23 protein-coding genes are annotated in these 16,910 nt (G+C 36.5%); 11 read left to right on the forward strand and 12 right to left on the reverse strand.

Annotated features, from left to right (window positions below; all coding sequences use genetic code 11):
- Positions 1-71 precede the first annotated feature (71 nt).
- Together NYE73_RS10490 and NYE73_RS10495 are read right to left on the reverse strand one after the other, a co-directional pair.
- Positions 72-395: a tyrosine-type recombinase/integrase gene (locus tag NYE73_RS10490; protein WP_066037494.1), complete on the reverse strand. Its 324-nt coding sequence runs from the start codon at positions 393-395 to the stop codon at positions 72-74.
- Positions 396-584: 189 nt separating this feature from the next.
- A complete protein-coding gene (locus NYE73_RS10495) occupies positions 585-770 on the reverse strand; it encodes a hypothetical protein (protein WP_066037495.1) in 186 nt (61 codons plus the stop codon).
- Positions 771-2,164: 1,394 nt separating this feature from the next.
- Between NYE73_RS10495 and NYE73_RS10500 the strand changes: the two genes are divergently transcribed.
- Complete coding sequence (locus tag NYE73_RS10500; RefSeq protein ID WP_066037497.1) at positions 2,165-2,797, forward strand: hypothetical protein; 633 nt, start codon at positions 2,165-2,167, stop codon at positions 2,795-2,797.
- A 21-nt stretch (positions 2,798-2,818) separates the two neighbouring features.
- Entirely contained in the window at positions 2,819-3,391 is a 573-nt protein-coding gene (locus NYE73_RS10505) for a hypothetical protein (RefSeq protein WP_066037513.1), read from the forward strand.
- A 187-nt stretch (positions 3,392-3,578) separates the two neighbouring features.
- Here NYE73_RS10505 and NYE73_RS10510 read toward each other — a convergent pair whose 3' ends face one another.
- On the reverse strand, positions 3,579-3,812 hold the full coding sequence (locus NYE73_RS10510) for a DUF3923 family protein (protein ID WP_259949182.1): 234 nt from the start codon (positions 3,810-3,812) through the stop codon (positions 3,579-3,581).
- A gap of 227 nt (positions 3,813-4,039) precedes the next feature.
- Between NYE73_RS10510 and NYE73_RS10515 the strand changes: the two genes are divergently transcribed.
- The 3 genes from NYE73_RS10515 (at position 4,040) to NYE73_RS10525 (ending at position 6,308) form a co-directional block, all read left to right on the forward strand.
- Complete coding sequence (locus tag NYE73_RS10515) at positions 4,040-4,690, forward strand: hypothetical protein (RefSeq protein ID WP_259955520.1); 651 nt, start codon at positions 4,040-4,042, stop codon at positions 4,688-4,690.
- A gap of 125 nt (positions 4,691-4,815) precedes the next feature.
- Complete coding sequence (locus NYE73_RS10520; RefSeq protein ID WP_167444836.1) at positions 4,816-4,968, forward strand: hypothetical protein; 153 nt, start codon at positions 4,816-4,818, stop codon at positions 4,966-4,968.
- Between the two features lie 179 nt (positions 4,969-5,147).
- Positions 5,148-6,308, forward strand: coding sequence for an MFS transporter (locus tag NYE73_RS10525; RefSeq protein WP_259948976.1), 1,161 nt, complete (start codon positions 5,148-5,150; stop codon positions 6,306-6,308).
- A gap of 68 nt (positions 6,309-6,376) precedes the next feature.
- Here the strand turns inward: NYE73_RS10525 and NYE73_RS10530 are convergent, their stop codons facing one another.
- The 4 genes from NYE73_RS10530 to NYE73_RS10545 form a co-directional block, all read right to left on the reverse strand.
- Positions 6,377-6,724 (reverse strand): VOC family protein, encoded by a 348-nt coding sequence (locus NYE73_RS10530; protein ID WP_048390551.1) that lies wholly within the window; start codon positions 6,722-6,724, stop codon positions 6,377-6,379.
- A gap of 107 nt (positions 6,725-6,831) precedes the next feature.
- Positions 6,832-7,998 carry a Ger(x)C family spore germination protein gene (locus NYE73_RS10535; protein ID WP_259948979.1) on the reverse strand — a complete coding sequence of 389 codons (1,167 nt, stop codon included), beginning with the start codon at positions 7,996-7,998 and terminating at the stop codon, positions 6,832-6,834.
- Between the two features lie 130 nt (positions 7,999-8,128).
- Positions 8,129-8,374: a YkuS family protein gene (locus tag NYE73_RS10540; RefSeq protein ID WP_004228871.1), complete on the reverse strand. Its 246-nt coding sequence runs from the start codon at positions 8,372-8,374 to the stop codon at positions 8,129-8,131.
- A gap of 81 nt (positions 8,375-8,455) precedes the next feature.
- On the reverse strand, positions 8,456-9,433 hold the full coding sequence (locus tag NYE73_RS10545) for a dimethylarginine dimethylaminohydrolase family protein (protein WP_048390558.1): 978 nt from the start codon (positions 9,431-9,433) through the stop codon (positions 8,456-8,458).
- Between the two features lie 118 nt (positions 9,434-9,551).
- On the opposite strand from NYE73_RS10545, the gene NYE73_RS10550 reads away from it, so the two are divergent.
- The gene (locus NYE73_RS10550; RefSeq protein ID WP_048390561.1) at positions 9,552-9,749 is read left to right on the forward strand and encodes a transmembrane Fragile-X-F protein; all 198 of its coding nucleotides are present in this window, start codon (positions 9,552-9,554) and stop codon (positions 9,747-9,749) included.
- A 137-nt stretch (positions 9,750-9,886) separates the two neighbouring features.
- On the opposite strand, the gene NYE73_RS10555 is transcribed toward NYE73_RS10550, so the two are convergent.
- Positions 9,887-10,462 carry an LOG family protein gene (locus NYE73_RS10555; RefSeq protein ID WP_259948984.1) on the reverse strand — a complete coding sequence of 192 codons (576 nt, stop codon included), beginning with the start codon at positions 10,460-10,462 and terminating at the stop codon, positions 9,887-9,889.
- Between the two features lie 79 nt (positions 10,463-10,541).
- Between NYE73_RS10555 and NYE73_RS10560 the strand changes: the two genes are divergently transcribed.
- The gene (locus tag NYE73_RS10560) at positions 10,542-10,859 is read left to right on the forward strand and encodes a MazG nucleotide pyrophosphohydrolase domain-containing protein (RefSeq protein WP_054548807.1); all 318 of its coding nucleotides are present in this window, start codon (positions 10,542-10,544) and stop codon (positions 10,857-10,859) included.
- A gap of 10 nt (positions 10,860-10,869) precedes the next feature.
- On the forward strand, positions 10,870-11,313 hold the full coding sequence (locus tag NYE73_RS10565; RefSeq protein WP_259948986.1) for a GNAT family N-acetyltransferase: 444 nt from the start codon (positions 10,870-10,872) through the stop codon (positions 11,311-11,313).
- 33 nt (positions 11,314-11,346) lie between these two features.
- On the opposite strand, the gene NYE73_RS10570 is transcribed toward NYE73_RS10565, so the two are convergent.
- Positions 11,347-11,799 carry an NUDIX domain-containing protein gene (locus NYE73_RS10570; protein WP_259418988.1) on the reverse strand — a complete coding sequence of 151 codons (453 nt, stop codon included), beginning with the start codon at positions 11,797-11,799 and terminating at the stop codon, positions 11,347-11,349.
- A 95-nt stretch (positions 11,800-11,894) separates the two neighbouring features.
- Here NYE73_RS10570 and NYE73_RS10575 point away from each other — a divergent pair, with 95 nt between their 5' ends.
- Positions 11,895-12,395 (forward strand): hypothetical protein, encoded by a 501-nt coding sequence (locus NYE73_RS10575; RefSeq protein WP_227744841.1) that lies wholly within the window; start codon positions 11,895-11,897, stop codon positions 12,393-12,395.
- A gap of 288 nt (positions 12,396-12,683) precedes the next feature.
- Here NYE73_RS10575 and NYE73_RS10580 read toward each other — a convergent pair whose 3' ends face one another.
- From NYE73_RS10580 to NYE73_RS10590, 3 genes are all read right to left on the reverse strand, one after another.
- Positions 12,684-13,388, reverse strand: a complete 705-nt coding sequence (locus NYE73_RS10580) for a Fic/DOC family protein (protein ID WP_259948988.1) — start codon at positions 13,386-13,388, stop codon at positions 12,684-12,686.
- Between the two features lie 3 nt (positions 13,389-13,391).
- Positions 13,392-13,577 (reverse strand): antitoxin VbhA family protein, encoded by a 186-nt coding sequence (locus NYE73_RS10585; protein WP_048390572.1) that lies wholly within the window; start codon positions 13,575-13,577, stop codon positions 13,392-13,394.
- Positions 13,578-13,881: 304 nt separating this feature from the next.
- On the reverse strand, positions 13,882-15,054 hold the full coding sequence (locus NYE73_RS10590; protein ID WP_259949183.1) for a multidrug effflux MFS transporter: 1,173 nt from the start codon (positions 15,052-15,054) through the stop codon (positions 13,882-13,884).
- 276 nt (positions 15,055-15,330) lie between these two features.
- On the opposite strand from NYE73_RS10590, the gene NYE73_RS10595 reads away from it, so the two are divergent.
- The gene (locus tag NYE73_RS10595; RefSeq protein ID WP_259948989.1) at positions 15,331-16,182 is read left to right on the forward strand and encodes a GNAT family N-acetyltransferase; all 852 of its coding nucleotides are present in this window, start codon (positions 15,331-15,333) and stop codon (positions 16,180-16,182) included.
- A 103-nt stretch (positions 16,183-16,285) separates the two neighbouring features.
- Complete coding sequence (locus tag NYE73_RS10600) at positions 16,286-16,819, forward strand: GNAT family N-acetyltransferase (protein WP_259948991.1); 534 nt, start codon at positions 16,286-16,288, stop codon at positions 16,817-16,819.
- Positions 16,820-16,910 lie beyond the last annotated feature (91 nt).

The raw sequence follows: 16,910 nt of genomic DNA on the forward strand, positions 1-16,910 counted from the left end.
TTTAAGTTTAAGGGAGTTCCATCATCATCTTTTATCAGATTCCAAGCATCACTCTTTTCATTTTTTAGTTCCTAATAGCCATCAACAAATAACTTTAGTTCACGCATCAAACTCTTTGGGACGTTAACTAATCGAGGCTTTTTGTTTTTTGGGGGTAAAATTTTTAGTTTTCTAACTTCAATATCAAATTGAAGGGTTTTGTCTACATAGATAGTATTATTTTCAAAATCAAAAGATTCCACACATAATCCTGCTATTTCTGCTAGTCGTAGTCCAACCATTGCTGCCAACTTAATCTGGAGCTTGAGTTTAGGATTTACGTTTTCTAATACTCTGAAAAGATGTTTTAACTGTTCTTCGTTGTAAAATTCTAAGTCCTTCTTTTTAGGTTCCAAACGAGAAGATTTAATGTTTGTCCATAGGATTATCTTTAATTAATTTCCATTCAATCCCTTTAGAGAAGATGCTTTTTAAAACAGTATATTGTCCTTTTGCTTCACTAGGACATCTTTCTCTCCATCTTTTTAGACATTCTACTAGATATAGGGTTTAGATGTTAGAATGTTTATAGTCACCTAAATCCTCTATAATACATTGATCAATAAAATTTGCAAATTTAATATTTTCAACTTTTCATCTTCTTTATTTAATACTTCGATTTCAAAATCTGTAATAGCTTCCTTTATTGCATATTGCACGATCAGACATGGATTTCGTACGTATGGTTTTAGTATATCTAAGTCGTTTACCAGTGTCTTCATCATACCCATGTTCAACAGTAACTTTTATTCGAGGTTCTCCTTTCTTGGTAGGTGGTAAAACTACATATAAATCCTACTTACTCTTGTACCCTTCAAGAGCTTCATCTAAAAAGTCTTCAGTTACGTTAAGAAAATCAGCTAGCTCATAACGATTCACTATTTGTAATTTATGAGCTTGTATTATTTTTGAAAAGGAAACAAGTATCATGTATCCCAATCCACGTGCTCTCAACTCTTGTGGAAACTCTGTTCCGCCACCATTTGCCGAAGCATTTGTATGAGCAAATTTACCTGAGATGTGTGCAACTAGCAGTAGATACGCAATGAATATTTGATAAATTTTGTAGAGAAGGGAGAATGGAAATGAACAACATAGTTATCCACGAATTAAGGAGGAAGTTGCAGCTATTTTAAAACAATCACCAGCAGAGCCCACATTTGAAGATACAGTTATAGAAGGAAAAGAAAGACGTTATACAATAATTAATGAGCTTGATGTTGAAAAGTATTTAAACATTGGAGAGCGACAAGAACTAGCGATTGTGTTAGTTAGGATCTCCCAAACATTAAGAATGGGATAAACCGTTGGGAAAGAGTTGCAGATTTTCCTTAGAGTTAATGAACAATATGCTATTTCTTTTCATATTTTTTACTATCCCATGCCCAATTTAAAAAAGCATAAACAATTACTGCCCATAAAGAAAAGAAGAGATTATTAAGAAAATCCCAATTACCTTTTTTGAAATAATCCGAAACAGATAAAAGTAAAAAAAGTATAACGAAGTAAACAATATTCAAGTATTTTCTGATAAATGTCATTAGAATCACCTTAATATGTATTTTGTGTAAATTATAACATAAAAAGTCTTAGTGATTTGTGACTTAATGCTTCTAGCCAATGATGACTACTACCAAAACCTAAAACGCATCATCAAGACTGTGGAAGACCTATACAACGAGTTAGGTGAGGATATGCATACCATTGTAGATATGCGTTACTGGATACAGATGACTGTTATGAATGCGAGGACATAGCCGATAAGCTTATATTTCACGTCATAAGGTATTGTGTAAACGTAACATTTTAATAGATAAAACAGCAGAAAGTATTGGTTGGGTTTAAAATTTATTTCATTTCATTTGTATTTTTTAACACTACTAAAGTCATGTTTTATTATAAATTAAATATTATTATAGTAGAATCTTGATTTGAAAAAATAGATGATTCAATATAAGAACCTTCATCATTAAAGAATGGAGGTTCTTTGGCAATGAATTGGTGATTTAACACTTTATAAATTGTAACTATTTGTCATTTAATAAAAGGTAATTAAATACTATTTAAGTTTATTTTGTAAAATTATACAATTGCGGTGTACCCAGAAAAATAAAGGAGTGGAAAAATGAAGAAATTTAGCGGATTATTGATAGTTTTATTTATGACTATATTAGTAATTCCTGTAACAGCAAAAGCTAACGATGATATTTTATCGGAGTTAGTAAAAAAAGAGGCACAAGATTACTGTGGTGTTTACACTCTAAGTCCAATGGACGGTTTTGAACCTATAGAAGTGCCTGAAGGCGAAATTCCAACTGATGAAATAAACTTTGCTGAAGAGAACGAGGCAATGAAAGCAGCGTCACCGATGAAAGATCAGGTGGCAACATCATCCTCTGGTTCAAAGATTGTAATGCCAGCAGCTAAAACTAGAAATTACGGTTATTGTCATATTTATGAGTATCATATGAAGTTTTCTAAGGGGAAAATAAAATATGAAACTCAAGTAAACAATGAATGGAAATCACAATTCAAATATGCTTATTATCCAGCAAAATCTATGGATATCGCAATGGAAGTAATAAATGGAACAGACGAACTGTTAAAAGATCCTACAGTTAAAGATCGTTATACAAAAGAATTTATTTCGTTTAAAGAAGGACAAAGAGTTAGGGTTGCAATTCAAAAAGGGAGTTCATGGTCAGGGTCATATTCAAAGTATGATTGGATTATTGTATCAATGTTCCCTGTATTCTAAATGTGTGTTATAATCTATATTATGGAAATTTTTAAAGAAAGTGACTATGGTATGGAAAATAATAAAATTATACAAAATGTGAAACAAACTATTTCTGGGATTGAAATTGGGTATTTTACCACTGCCAAAAACTATATTTATGATGAGTATTTTAAATATTTTAATGATGATGATAAAGAAACTAAAAAATATGCATTATTAATTTTTACATGCATGTTAGGCAACTGGTTTAATAAGTCTACTTTTGTCTTTAAACCTGAAAAGGAACGTTTAAAATACAACAATGAAAAAGGAACAAAATTTTTTAATTTTGAGGATTATATAACTTCATTGTTAGATAACTATCAAAATATTAAACAAGAATTTCCTTATATGTTTGAGATTATTGTTGTGTATTTAATTTTGATAGAAAAGGATAAACATATGATTTATGAAGAATGGTTTCCAGAAATTAATCCGGAAATATTTCAAGAACTTAGGGAGAAAATTTTAATTCCCAACAAAAATCTGGTCGATGATTGTCATCCAATAAAATATTTATTTAGAGAAGTTGGAATTAAACCTTTTTTCAAAGGTGATTTTTTTGATGAATAAATACTAAAACCACATTTCAAATGTACAGCACCCCCTAAGTTAGGCCAAAAATCTAACTTTTAGCCTGTAGACCTCGAGGACTTTGAACAAACACAAGAAAAATGGCATTGTCGGGGCTGTAATTTTAGGGAGTTATGTGCATCAAGGTGAAAAAGAAGCGAGTGCTAATATAGCCTCTCGCTTCTTTTTAAGTGATTTTCGTAAAGTGAGTTTTTGTGCTTTTTTTAATAAAGTAAAGAAAAATTAATTGCACAAGTAAAACGATTAGAAACATGATGCCCAAAATAATGAATGAAACCATTTTCACTTCAGGTGTTTGCACAATCCCTGCACCATCAACATTTCTTGCCCCAATAAATACGGCGATGCCAGAAAAGATCAATAACCATACAATATTTACAGCCCACCAAATTATTTTCATACCCAATATGAACCCTCCTTCTTCTTGTAATTCCCCAGGGAGCTTAATTATAGCAATTTACCTTAAATTTGGAAATGCCCTATAGACGGTCCTACATCTCAGCCTACAGACGGATTGACTATTTTTAAAATAGAAGTTTTTCACAGACTTCATTCCTTGTTTAGGGGATATATGGTAAATTTGGTATGTGCATATTATGTATTACCTTAGAAAGGAGGCAGCATATGATGAACAATAAAAAGACGTTTATAGGATCAATCGTTATGTTGGGTATTTGTATGTGTCTGTTTTTTCCGTATCCCTACAATGAAGCGATGATCGCACATACTACATTCATGTCGATTCCCATCGAAACACAGGATGGATACGTGTTACTTGGCATCTTTGGCTCGATTTTATTTATAATTGCTATGATTTTACTACTTAGGAGTATCAACAAATATCATTTTCGAACATTTGTTATTGTAGTATTACTTTATTCATTTTTACCTCATTTGCTTATCATGGCGTATCAAGAAACCTTTGCTAGTGGCATTATGGCCATTTCATACAAAGGGGATGGAGAATGTCGTTTTGATATGGTGAGAAAAGACTTAATGAATGGGGAATGTACCATTGTCCTACATAATCGAAGCAATGAAGCTGTGTCCTTTGATTTACAATTTATCGATACGAATTTTTTTAAAGGCGATAAGCGGATGAATTCACTTATGAATATAGCAGGGCCATATCATGTGACCATCGAGGCCAATCGTGAAAAAGCTATTCATCTAAAGGAATTACTCAATTTAACAAATGTTCTTAATCATATAGAGGGAGGTGGCTCCTCCAAGGTGCATGTTCAATTAATAGACGGTGACAAGGAAAGAACTTTATAAATAGTAAATGCGTGGAAAATATTTTGCGTCTTATACATAGTTCAACATTGTATTTGCTTTTGTGGTAAACTTGTATTAAATTATAGTAAGCTATGAATTGATCTTGAGAGAGGAGGCAAAAAGTCATGGAAACTATTTTCAGAAGAACGGCGATTGAGGTAAAGACATTTTTACAATTAGATGATTTAGGCTCAAAGGGACCAGTCTGTGGTTTTTTAAGAAAACAGCATAGTGAAAGTAGTAACCGGAAGCTTTTTGCTTTTGTCAGTCATGTGTGAAAAATGACTTTTTAACCATACAAAGTAATTGGTAGACGCCGGTTTTATGGCGTCTTTTTTGTTGTGATAAAACGGAGAGAGGGTGAGTGAATTGCTAAAAAAACTAAGACAATTAAGGAATGTTGCAGTGTTCCAAGCGCTTCTAATTTAGAAAAATAATTAGAAGCGAGGAATTTACTATGAAAAAACAACCAATTTTTACTTCATCATTTCTTTTTCTATTCATAAGTAATTTTTTTATTTTTATAGGATTTGAAATGTTATTGCCTATTTTACCAGCCTATTTATTAAGCATAAACGCCAATCCGATGCAAGTAGGCTTGGTGACGACGGTATTTACACTAGGTGCCATTACGATAAGACCTTTTGTAGGGTACTATTTAATGGATCATAAACGGAAAAAAATGGCAATTGCGGCAAGTATAGCATTACTCTTAATTACAATGCTGTATCCATTGCTTAACACGATTTGGATTTTCCTATTACTCCGACTTTTCCATGGAACAGCGTGGGGTGTATCCACGACAGCCAATAGTACAATGGCTGTAGATAGTATCCCTAAAGCTCGATTAGGAGAGGGAATGGGCTATTTCTCGGTATCCACAACCGTGGGAGCGATTGTTGCACCAAGTCTCGGTATCCTTATTTACAGTACCTTTTCTTTTCACACGCTGATTTGGTCGTCAGCCTTCCTAAGCCTATTTGCGATCATAATGCTTTCCTTTGTGCATGCAACGACACCTATTCAAAATGACAAGCAGCCATTTCGGTTTATGGAAGCGATATTTGAAAAAGAAGTAAGGTTTCAGGCAGTATTGACTGTTGTGACGACGCTTGGTTTTGGCGCTATTATTACATTCTTAGTTCTTTTTGGTGAACAAAAGGGATTAAAGGATATTTTTCTATTCTTTCTTATCAACGCAATTGTTTCCACCTTAATACGTCCTTTTACAGGGAAATGGTTTGATAAGCATGGACCATGGTCGATCATTATTGTGTCAGCGATTTTCGGTTTTCTATCTTTAATCGTGTTATCCTATACTACAAATAATTTCACATTGATTATCGCCGCGATTTTATTTGGTGCAGGCTATGGCACCGTTATGCCGTGCCTACAAACCTGGGCTGTTCAAAAAGTAAGTGAAGCCAAAAGTGGTGCAGCCAATGCCACTTTTCTTTCCAGTTTTGATGTTGGAGTTGGTATGAGCGCATTTATCTTAGGAATTTTAGCTGAATGGATAAGTATAGAAATGATTTTCCGACTTGTTAGCCTTAGCTTTCTTCTTGTCGCTCTGTTAGTCTATCGGGATTATATTGTTAATAAGAAAACAAACCATTAATATAGGAAGAAGGACCAGTCTCAAGTGTCTGGTCCTTTTTTCTTTGACTTATATAACGCAAGGGTAAACTATTTTTCCCAAAGCTCAATCAGTCGACCTTCTGGATCTTTAATCCAAATAAACTTTCCAAATTCGTTACACTCTAGAGGTTTTGCGAGTGGGACATCAAGATGTTCAAGATGCTTTATCATCTCGTTTACATCATGAACTTGGAAATTTAACATCACTTGCTGTTCTGCTGGAAAATAATTGTCCTGTTCAGTGAAAAAAGAAAAGATCGTTTCATTGCCTTCTTGGGGTTTAATGATTGTCCCATTCCAATCGTTTATTTCTAGCATCAAGGTTTCGCTATACCACTTTTTTACAGAATCTAGATTCTTTGTTCGCCAAAATATACCTCCAAAGCCTTTTATCATCGTCTCGATCTCCTGTCTGTTTAACGTTTCCTCATCTTTTCCATTACTATAGCATGACAAGATGGCCATAAGAAAGAGACCATGCCATTTTGGATGATCTCTACCTATTATTCGGTAATCGTTTCTGCAAATGTTTTACGGCCAGGGCTTACTTTATTAATATGAATATCGATTTTACTGATGGAATCTTTGCTTAAAGGAATTTTGCCATCCTTCTCTAATCTCTTCCAAGCCTTTACATTACTACGATAGAGATATTCGGATAGACGAAAGACATCCGCATCCATTTTTAGTCCTTCCTCAAAGGTAGTTAGGATTTCTTCCTTGACGGCTTTTTCTACTTTTTTTCTTACCTGATTGGGTGTCAGCTTTCCTTTAAAACCATTTAAAATCGTATCGAATTTTAAATTTACCTCAAACTTTACATCATTACCTTTCACAATTGGCTTGACTTTGACATCTAGCTTTTTAATATCGACAGTTAAGTAATCACTTTTTTCATTATTTTCTAATTCGACGGTAATTTCGCCTTGCTTTGTTTCATCATTCATCCACTCGATTCCACGTGCGGATTTGCCTTTTATATAGCCTTTAAAACTATCCTTTGAAAGTATACCGACACCTGCAAAAACGGTTGCAGTTTTTGAGCCATCCATTGTCTCCCAGTTTTCGTTAACGGTTACGTAAGGAATTTTCATTTCGTGGTTGGGCTCATTTAAACCAATAACGAGCTGTCTTAAATTGACAGGCTCTACAAATGACTCCTGCTTCGCTGTATTTTTAGGATTACTTAATTTGGCGGCAGTTGGTGATTTCTCTAACAATGGAGAAACTAATAAAACATCCTCGATAGGATCTTGGGTACAGTAAACCCAAATATGATATCTGGTCTCCCGAAAGCGTAAAAAAGTGTCAATAACCGCAATCGCATTTTCATCTTTCATAGCACTCTCTGAGAAGAGAAGAAAGGTCATATGTCCCCAAAATACTTCTTGGTCCATTGAACGATACAATTTGTAGATGGCTTCTTCTATTGTCTTCCCCTTCGCTTGGCCAATTTCGGTAGGTGCAGCTTCGGGATTAGCTGATTCTGTTTTCGCTACGTTAGCAAAGTTGATAATTTGTAAGTATGCTGTATATTCATTATCCTTGTAGTCAACCCCCACACCTTGTACGTAATACATGCGTTGCGGCTCTGTTACATCCCAACAGCCTGATAGCAGTAGTGTAGTCGTCAGCATTAAAATAACAATCGCAATTTGTTTTTGGCTCATATATCTCCCTACTTTTTGAAGTTCGTGTATATTAGTTTGTACAAGAACGCAAGGTATTATAAGTAGAGACCATTTGTATGTAGGAAAGTGCTGCTCTCGTCAAAATGACGTAGAGACAGCACAAATGATTTTAGTGGAAATATTTTTGGACGCGTTCAACGACCTCGTTTGCCGATAGTCCATTCGCATCAATCACAGGACCTTCCATAACTGGATCACTAATTCCCATGACATCGCGATCCTGACCTGTAATAATACAAGCATCACATTTTTTCGCATCCTCTTCATTGCGAAGCTGGATGACTTCAAAGCCTTGTGCTTTTAAAGCATCTTCGATATTCGTTAATGATTGTTCCACACCAATAATTCTAGACATTTCTTGTCCACCTCCTACAAATAATGTGCCATTTCAGGTTGCTCATTATTCATACTATTTTTTAGTGGGGAGAGATAATTTCTAGAGATCCGTGCGTAATAGGGGTTGTGTACTACATCTAAAAGAACCGCCAAAGCTTCGAGAAATCGTAAAATCAACATATTCTACGGTGATACCTCTCTTCGCTAGTTGCTCGCCAATCCATGTAAATTCTTTGTCTGTAATATAGACTTCTTCATTAATAGGTAAGCCGTTAGTAGCAAGTTTTGCGGCATCCTCTAGGGAAACGTGAATTTTATCCCAATCTTTTAGCTGTTTGGGAATACCATCAATGAGTGCTTCCTCGCAGACAATCATTAGACCCTCTCTAACGAGGCTAAGCGCACAGTCGAGATGAAGAATGGTTGGATGAAGCGGCACTTCGACCACCGTATAATCAAAGTTACTTGCTAAATTACGCAGCCACTGCACACCATTTTTATTGGAGGCTAGTCCTGAATTCCCGACGAAAATTGTTTTATCTAACACTAACACATCGCCGCCCTCTAAGAACGGGCCAGCTTCAGAATCTAAACCATCTGCCATATCAGGCTTTGGAATGGAGACATAGAAACATTGATTTTCATTTGCTTCCTGTGCTAAAAGATTACGTACGGGCAAAACTTCGTTGCGTCTATGTGGGAATCGAAGGGAGCCCTCGATTAAAAAATGGCCGATAGTGAAAAAGGGATCGCGAACGAAGAAATTGCTATAGCCATCTTCTTTTCCTACTTCTTTTTCATAGTCTGTTAAACGTCTTGGTACTTGTACTTCTACCCCGTATTTTTCTAATACTTTTTTTAAATTTGCTCGTTCCAATTCCCATTGCTGCTGTCTTTCTGGAAAGACATCTTTAAAATTTTTACCGAGTGTATCTACGCTTGCATAAAGTGCTAGTGTTTCTTCTGTTAAAAATTCATCATCTGTTGGAGCCTCCTTAGCTGGAAAAGCAAATTCCGATTGCGCCATGACAACTCGTTTTAAAGGAGCAAACTCACTTTTTACAAAAATATTCGTCATCTTACTGCCTCCTGTTGTATGATTTAGAAAAAGTAGTGAAAATTTTTCCTGTGATGTTCCTTATCGTAAGATATATAGTTACTATATAGTCAAGGATGGACTGTAAGGTGGTGAAATGATGGGCATTGCAGAAGTGCTGACCATTGTCTTTGTCGTATTAAAGCTAACAGATGTCATTACATGGTCGTGGTGGTTAGTCTTATTACCAGCGATTCTTTCATTTAGTCTCTATGCCATTATTGGGCTGGTGAAGCTTGGGATGGTATTGATTGCTGTGGTAGCAGTGAAAAGGCGGGAAAAGAAAGCAGAATTATGAAATCATAGTAGCCAAATTACTAGTAATCAGAACAACCAGGTCCTTCTTTTGTTTCGCATAGTCATGTAGGATCGTATTGGAGATTAGAGCAAGAAAAAGGTGAGGTTAGTCCAATTAGGTCCACCCTCACCATTTTATTATTTGCTTAATTCATAAGTTTTCACAGCTGGAGGAACAAAGATTTCACATTTATCTAATAGTGCTGCTGCGTCCTCATCAACAATAAGTGCATCACGATATTGTGCTTTTAAAAATTGTTCATTTTGCATATGGTCAAAGAAAGATATTAATAAATCAAAATAGTTTTCCATATTGAAAATAGCACAAGGTTTTTGAAGCAGCCCGATTTGATTCCACGTAAATACTTCAAAAAATTCCTCTAATGTTCCAGGTCCACCAGGAAGGGCAATAAAGCCATCTGCTAATTCCATCATTTTACTTTTACGTTCATGCATTGTCTTTACAACAATCAGCTCTGTCAGCTGTTGATGCGCAATTTCACGTTCTTCTAATAATGTCGGAATCACCCCAATGACCTTGCCGCCTTCTTCTAGCACTGTATTCGCTACTGTTGCCATGATGCCTACAGAAGCACCACCATAAATAAGAGTAATTTGTCTTTTGGCTAATTCTTTTCCTAGTAAAATCGCTCCTTGACGATAAGCATCGGAAGCGCCTAGACTGGATCCGCAAAATACGGCAATACTTTTCATAGCTGATTTCCTCCATATCTGATCGAATTCTTTTATAGTATAATTTATTTTGAAGAGGAAGGAAATGGAGGAAACTGAATTGGAACTAAATGAATTTCAACGCTGGGTAAAGGATTACTATGAAGCACGTGGCTGGTCAGAGCTTAATATTTTTACACGTATTGGCTTCTTGGCAGAAGAAACAGGTGAGGTAGCCAGGGCGATTCGAGCAATCGAGATTGGTAGAGATCGACCAGATGAAAAAACACCATCCTTTGAAGAAAATAAGCAGGAGCTAATTGAAGAGCTAGGGGATGTCTTAGGAAATCTTATAGTGATTGCCAATCAGTACGATATTCCATTAGAAGAAATATTTGCAGCTCATCAAGACAAGCTGATAAAGCGTTACCAGGAATAGGAGGATCGAGATGGAATATCAAGTAGAGGTTTTACGGGGACAGCATGAGGATTTTACAAATTTTTTAAGCGAAAAAATTCGTGCCTATAATAATGAGCAATCTCCTTATCATCGCGAAAGTAGAAAGAAGGGTGCGGTTCTTCCTTTACAGTTAATCGTCACAGATCAACAGCAGCAATGGGTAGGTGGTATAACAGCTGAAGTCTACTGGGGATGGATAGAAATACATAAATTTTGGTTTAGTGAAGAATATCGTGGAAAGGGAATTGGCACAAAGCTCTTAGCACAGGCAGAGTTAGTAGCCAAGGACATGGGGGCAACAAAAGCCCTACTGACAACCTACGAGTTTCAAGCGCGTACCTTTTATGAGGCACATGGCTATCAAGTAGTGGGAGAAATTAAAGATTATCCACCAGGCAGTAGCTACTATACGATGGTGAAAGTGCTTCCTTAAGAATAGGCTGTCTAAGGAGATAGACAGCCTGTTTTAATTGACATCGCCCAAATAGATTGTTGTCTGTTGTCCTCGTATAAATTTCTGTAATGGTTGGGTAAGCGCTTTGGGGTAAAGTCTATATGTATGAAGCTTTTCAATCGGTATCCATTGTGTCCCAATTTGAAGACTATCAGGATTCGTTGGTTGACAAGTTTGCGCATTTAGCTGACAGAGGAAATAATATTCTACCTGATGTACATCAGCGTCAAAGGCGGCATGCTCATGATTTTGTCCGATGTATTCACGGATAAATAACAGCTCTCCAATGTGAACGGAGGAGCCAATTTCCTCCAGGCATTCCCTTTGCAACGTCTTGTGAAAGGTCTCTCCATGCTCCTGTCCACCACCTGGACAAAGGTAAAAGTAGCCCTCTATATCTTGATTTTTTGTTAGCAATAGTTTCCCATCCACGATGATGATGGCTTTGACAGAATTTCTAATCATGGACTTCTCCTTTTAATTGTTATTTTTCGTGATCATGACTAAAACGCTTCATGAATGTCTACCTTAGTAAAAAGGGGAGATGAAGCGTGTATTCAATGTCCAATTTTAAATTACTTGTCGAAAAACAGACCGAAATTGATACCATTTATCAGAAATGTAATGATTTAATTCAATCAACTGTTACGCCAAAGCTAGATGCAGAGGTCGAGCAGTTTTTAATGCTAGTTGAACAGCATTTGACACAGCAAGGCTTTACAATTACGAATACATCAACAGGGTTAATCGCCAATTATCAAGAGGCTGTCATTAATGTAGATAAACATTCAAAGCATTTGGAAGAATGCTTTTTTATCAATTTAAATAGTTATGCTGAGGATCAAGTCTCTATTGTACTCGATATCTCACCAACGATGCTACCGAAAATTTCAAACCAGCTCGATGGCTACACAGATATTATAGAGCAAATGACGGATAAGCTAAAGCAAGCAAAAAGTCTAGAGAAAGCCTGTACGAATCCCAAATTTCTTTATAAAACGCAAAGCAACAAAGTTTTTCATACCCCTCAGGAAGTGTTGGATTATTATTTTCAAGGATAGGAGAAGCAGCTAGAAAAAACTAGTAGGTGTATAAAAAGTGGAAAATTGATGTTGAGGACTGACCTCAACAGTATAGACAAATAAAAAAATACACCTTCGATTGAATATGGGGTTAAAAACTAAATTTCAATTAGGAGGTGATTTTTCTAAGAGTAAAAGGTTTTAAATGAATTAATTGATCCCTATTGCGAAATATATATAAAAAGGATGATGATTCAATTACAAATCACCATCCTTTTTAGCGTATTAAATAAGTAAAATATACTTAATCTGTAAATAAATCATTCCTTAATCCGTTTCAAAGGGCTTTTCTTTATACTTAGAAACATCATAACGCCCAATTACTTGATAATTAGACGTTTCATCGTCAGCCTTGCATTTATTGAAATCAGCTACATCCAGAGCATCTGTCATCATCTTCAATAAATATTGTGGTTCCGGAGCTTCTTCTACTGCTGCAAGAACTAGTGCATTTCGTAAATATCCTGCATACTGTGAGAGCAATTGAGCATTGAAGTCTAGCCTATTTGCTTCAGCAAAAAGCTTCATGAAAATCGATACCGTTCGTGTATTTCCTTCTCGGAAAGGATGAACACGCCAAAGTTTTGTCATAAATGAAGAAAAGTCCTCAACAAGGAGAGGATTAGAATACTTCCATTGCTTAGATTTAGACCAACTGAAAATAGTTTTTAAATCAGATACAATGTGATCTTTATCACTATAAGCAACAGATAATCCACTTAAAACATGTTCGCTTTTATAAATATTGACTGTGCGGAATTCTCCTGCCCATAAATATAGCTCATGAAAAAGGAAGTGATGAATCTTTTGGAGACTTTTATATTTTTGGAAGTCAATCTCATGCGTGATAGAAGAAATATCTATAATCCCAGCGATTAACAGTTGTGCTTCAACGTCAATCAATTGTTGTTCATCTCGAATATTTAATTTGTTGATTAAGACATTTGTATTAGGATAAATATATGGATCCATAAACTACTGTGAAGCCCTTGTATATTTTTCAACAATCGCTTGTTTCAATTGGCTGGATGATACTTGACCATTTTCATATTGGTTTAAGAGGTTCTGTGTAAATGCGCTCGGTTTTCCACCGTCAATGGCAGCCATACCAACTGCGAATTGCACTTGCTTTTTACGTTCTAAGGATGAATTTTCTTTCATAAATAACACCCCTCACTTTAATGGTATATCTATTATATCAGTTTTATGCATCAGGAGATAGTTAGATCACTGCACGATGCCTACTGACATAGTTCAATCTTTGTCATTAAGTATTTACACTTTGAGTGAGAAAATTCAATAGGTGCCAGTGGGAAAAATTTAGAGCTAGGCTATCCTATAATCAAAGTGGGTGAAATTTTACGAAGAGTAAAATTTCACCCACTTTTTCTATTCGGAGAAGAGGTTTTGTTCTAGTCTTTCATCTATCTAAAAGCGATAGCGATTGGAAGCCCGCTTTCTTCCATTATCGAATAAACTTTCTCCCGCAAAGCCACATTATCAAGGATAGACCTAAGAAATAAAGTGGCATTGTCAGTAAAGAACCGTTATGCAGTAAGCTCATACCAGATGTGATGGCACTGACGAGTAAGTAATAGCCGAGACTAAAGATAGCGCCTGCTGTGCCAATCACATCCTGAAAATCTACTAACGCTAAACTTAAGCAATTAGGAAGTGCGATGCCTGAGCCTAGCAGTGTGATAAAAATAGTAATCAGCATACCAATGGCCATCATGCTCGCGTGCAATGGCAGGGTACAAACGATGGTTAAAAGCAAAGTGCCACCAAGCATTACCAAACAGCCAACATGGATGATTTTTTGTGGTGAATGGCTGATGACGAGTCGCTTTGAAATCATAGCCCCTATTATGGAAGCAAGGGCAACGATAATGCCAAGAAATCCGTACAGGCCAGGTGACAGCTGGAAATGCTCGATGAATATAAAGGGTGCTTCGGCATAGTAGCTAAATAGAACACCATTAATGCCTCCTATTAGTAGCCCATAGACAAGCACGATGGGTGAAGCAAAAATGCGTTTGACGACAGGCCAAATCGCTGTTCTTTGTCTTGTTGCAGGATTGGTTGTTTCTGGAAGTCTGCAATAAGCATAGATAAACAACAGGATACTCATGATGACAAGGACAAAAAACACGGCTCGAAAGCCTAGTGCTTGATCCACCCAACCACCAATTAACGGCCCTATAGCTGGGGTAAAGGCAATGACGGCTGAAATTTGAGCAAACATAGCATGGCGTTGACTTCCCGTCACACTTTCACGCAAAATGGTTTGCGTAATAATGGAGCCAGTTGCAGCGCCGAATGCTTGTAGCAATCGACTTGCTAGCAGAAAAGGGATTGTCTCTGCGTAAAAGCAGAGTAGGCTACCTATTCCATAAAAAATTAAACCACCTAGCATGGCAGGTCTACGGCCAATAAAATCAGAAATCCATCCCCAGCAGAAAACGCCGAACGCAAAGCCAATAAAATAGATACTTAATGTTAATTGGACAGAGCTATTGGCTACATCAAGTTCAGCGGCAATATCCGGAAGTGATGGTGTGTATATTGTTTCACTAATTTGTGGAAAAGCCACAAGAACAATCATTAATAATAAAGATGGTACTGCCTGTTTTTTCAACATATTGCCCTCCTACAAGCAAAATTCTACTTTGTTAGTTACAAGTAGATTGCGTAGCTAGGGAAACGGCGGGACCATTATAAGAATACGTTCATAGGATGTCATGTTGAAATCACCTTTATATGCTTGAAGTAGGAGTGCATAGTCTAGCAACTATTATAGGCTATTTTACAATAATTATATAGTAATAATTGCTAAAGCTAAGAGATATCGCTTGTATATGGAAGGGGGATTTTGTAAAATGGAACAGATGTTCTTTTGAGAGGGTGTATCTAATTGAATTTTGAGCTAACTTTATTTACTTCTATTGATATTCAGGGATTAATCGAGCTATCAGCTTCCGTTGGATGGGATTACGATGCCTACGAAATTGAAACGATTATGGCAGCAGGTAGAATAGTTGGACATAAAAATATGGAAGGAAAAATTGTTTCCAGTGCAGCCATTATTCCCTACGACACAAATGTAGCTTCCATTGGCATGGTGATTGTACATGAGCAATGCAGAGGTTTTGGCTTAGGTAGAATCGTTACACAAGCCTGTATCGATAGTGTTTCAGCGGAAACAGCGATTATGCTCGTAGCTACAAAAGAAGGACAACCTTTATATCAAAAAATGGGCTTCACAACTGTTGAGCATGTACATAAATATTTGGCAGACAAATATGTTGAGACGACCAGCGAAGCCGATTTTTTAGGCACCATCAAAGAATTTCAAGAACAGGATTTTGAACAGCTTGTTAAACTTGACGCAGCAGCCTTTGGGGATAGTAGAAGAATCTTTTTGCGTAAAAGAATACAGCAGTCACAGCGCTGTGTTGTTATCAAAAATCAAGACAACCAAATGATTGGCTATGGCTTAACAATCGCGGGGCCAATTTATCTACTTTTAGGACCAATCGTCGCGCCAAGTAAAGAAATAGCGCATCATATTATCAATGAATTGGCTAAGGGCTATCAGGGGAAATTACGTATCGACTGTCCATCTGTTCAAAAGGAGCTTGGTCCAATTTTACAACAAAGTGGTTTTACGATGGCTGCCACGCCACCTGTCATGATCCGTAATGCCAAAAAAATGCCTACACGAAATCAAACATTATTTGCTCTAGCAGCACAAGCTTTTGGGTAATCAAACGTGCAAGCCTACTTTTAGGTTTGCACGTTTATGTTGTCAAAAAAGGATTTTGAAGGAAGAGTAGAGAATGATATGGATGGTAGAGGAGGGGAACAGCATGTTTCCAGAATTAGAAACAGCAAGACTTAGGTTAAGAGAACTCACAGAGGAGGATGTTCCTGCGATTTTTCGTTGCTTTTCCAATGAGGCTTTAACACGCTATTATGGGCAGGAACCTTTTGCTGACACACAGCAGGCTGAGCAGTTAATTAAGCAATTTGCTAAAAATTTTGAGGAAAAGCGTGGGATTCGTTGGGGAATTGAACGAAAAGATTCGAATGAAGTGATTGGTACAGTTGGCTTCCATTTATGGTCGGCGGCACATCAACGAGCAGAAATTGGCTATGAAATTCATCCTGATTACTGGCGGCAGGGTTATACAAAGGAAGCTGTGCAGAAAGTAATTGCATATGGTTTTGGGGATATGAACTTAAACCGGATTGGAGCCGTTGTTTTTTTAGAGAATGAGGCATCTTCCAAGCTGTTAATTCAGCTTGGATTCCAACAGGAAGGCATATTGAGGGACTATATGTATCAAAAGGGACAAGCATATGATACATTTATCTATTCTTTGTTAAAAAAAGATGAATAACGTAGCTTTAGCGCTTTTATAGAATAATCATTTACTTGGAAATGGATAATAAATAATAATTTAGATGGAGTTTTGAGGCTGCTTTTTTCGG

This window comes from Lysinibacillus sp. FSL K6-0102 (genome assembly GCF_038003545.1).
GTDB lineage: Bacteria > Bacillota > Bacilli > Bacillales_A > Planococcaceae > Lysinibacillus > Lysinibacillus capsici.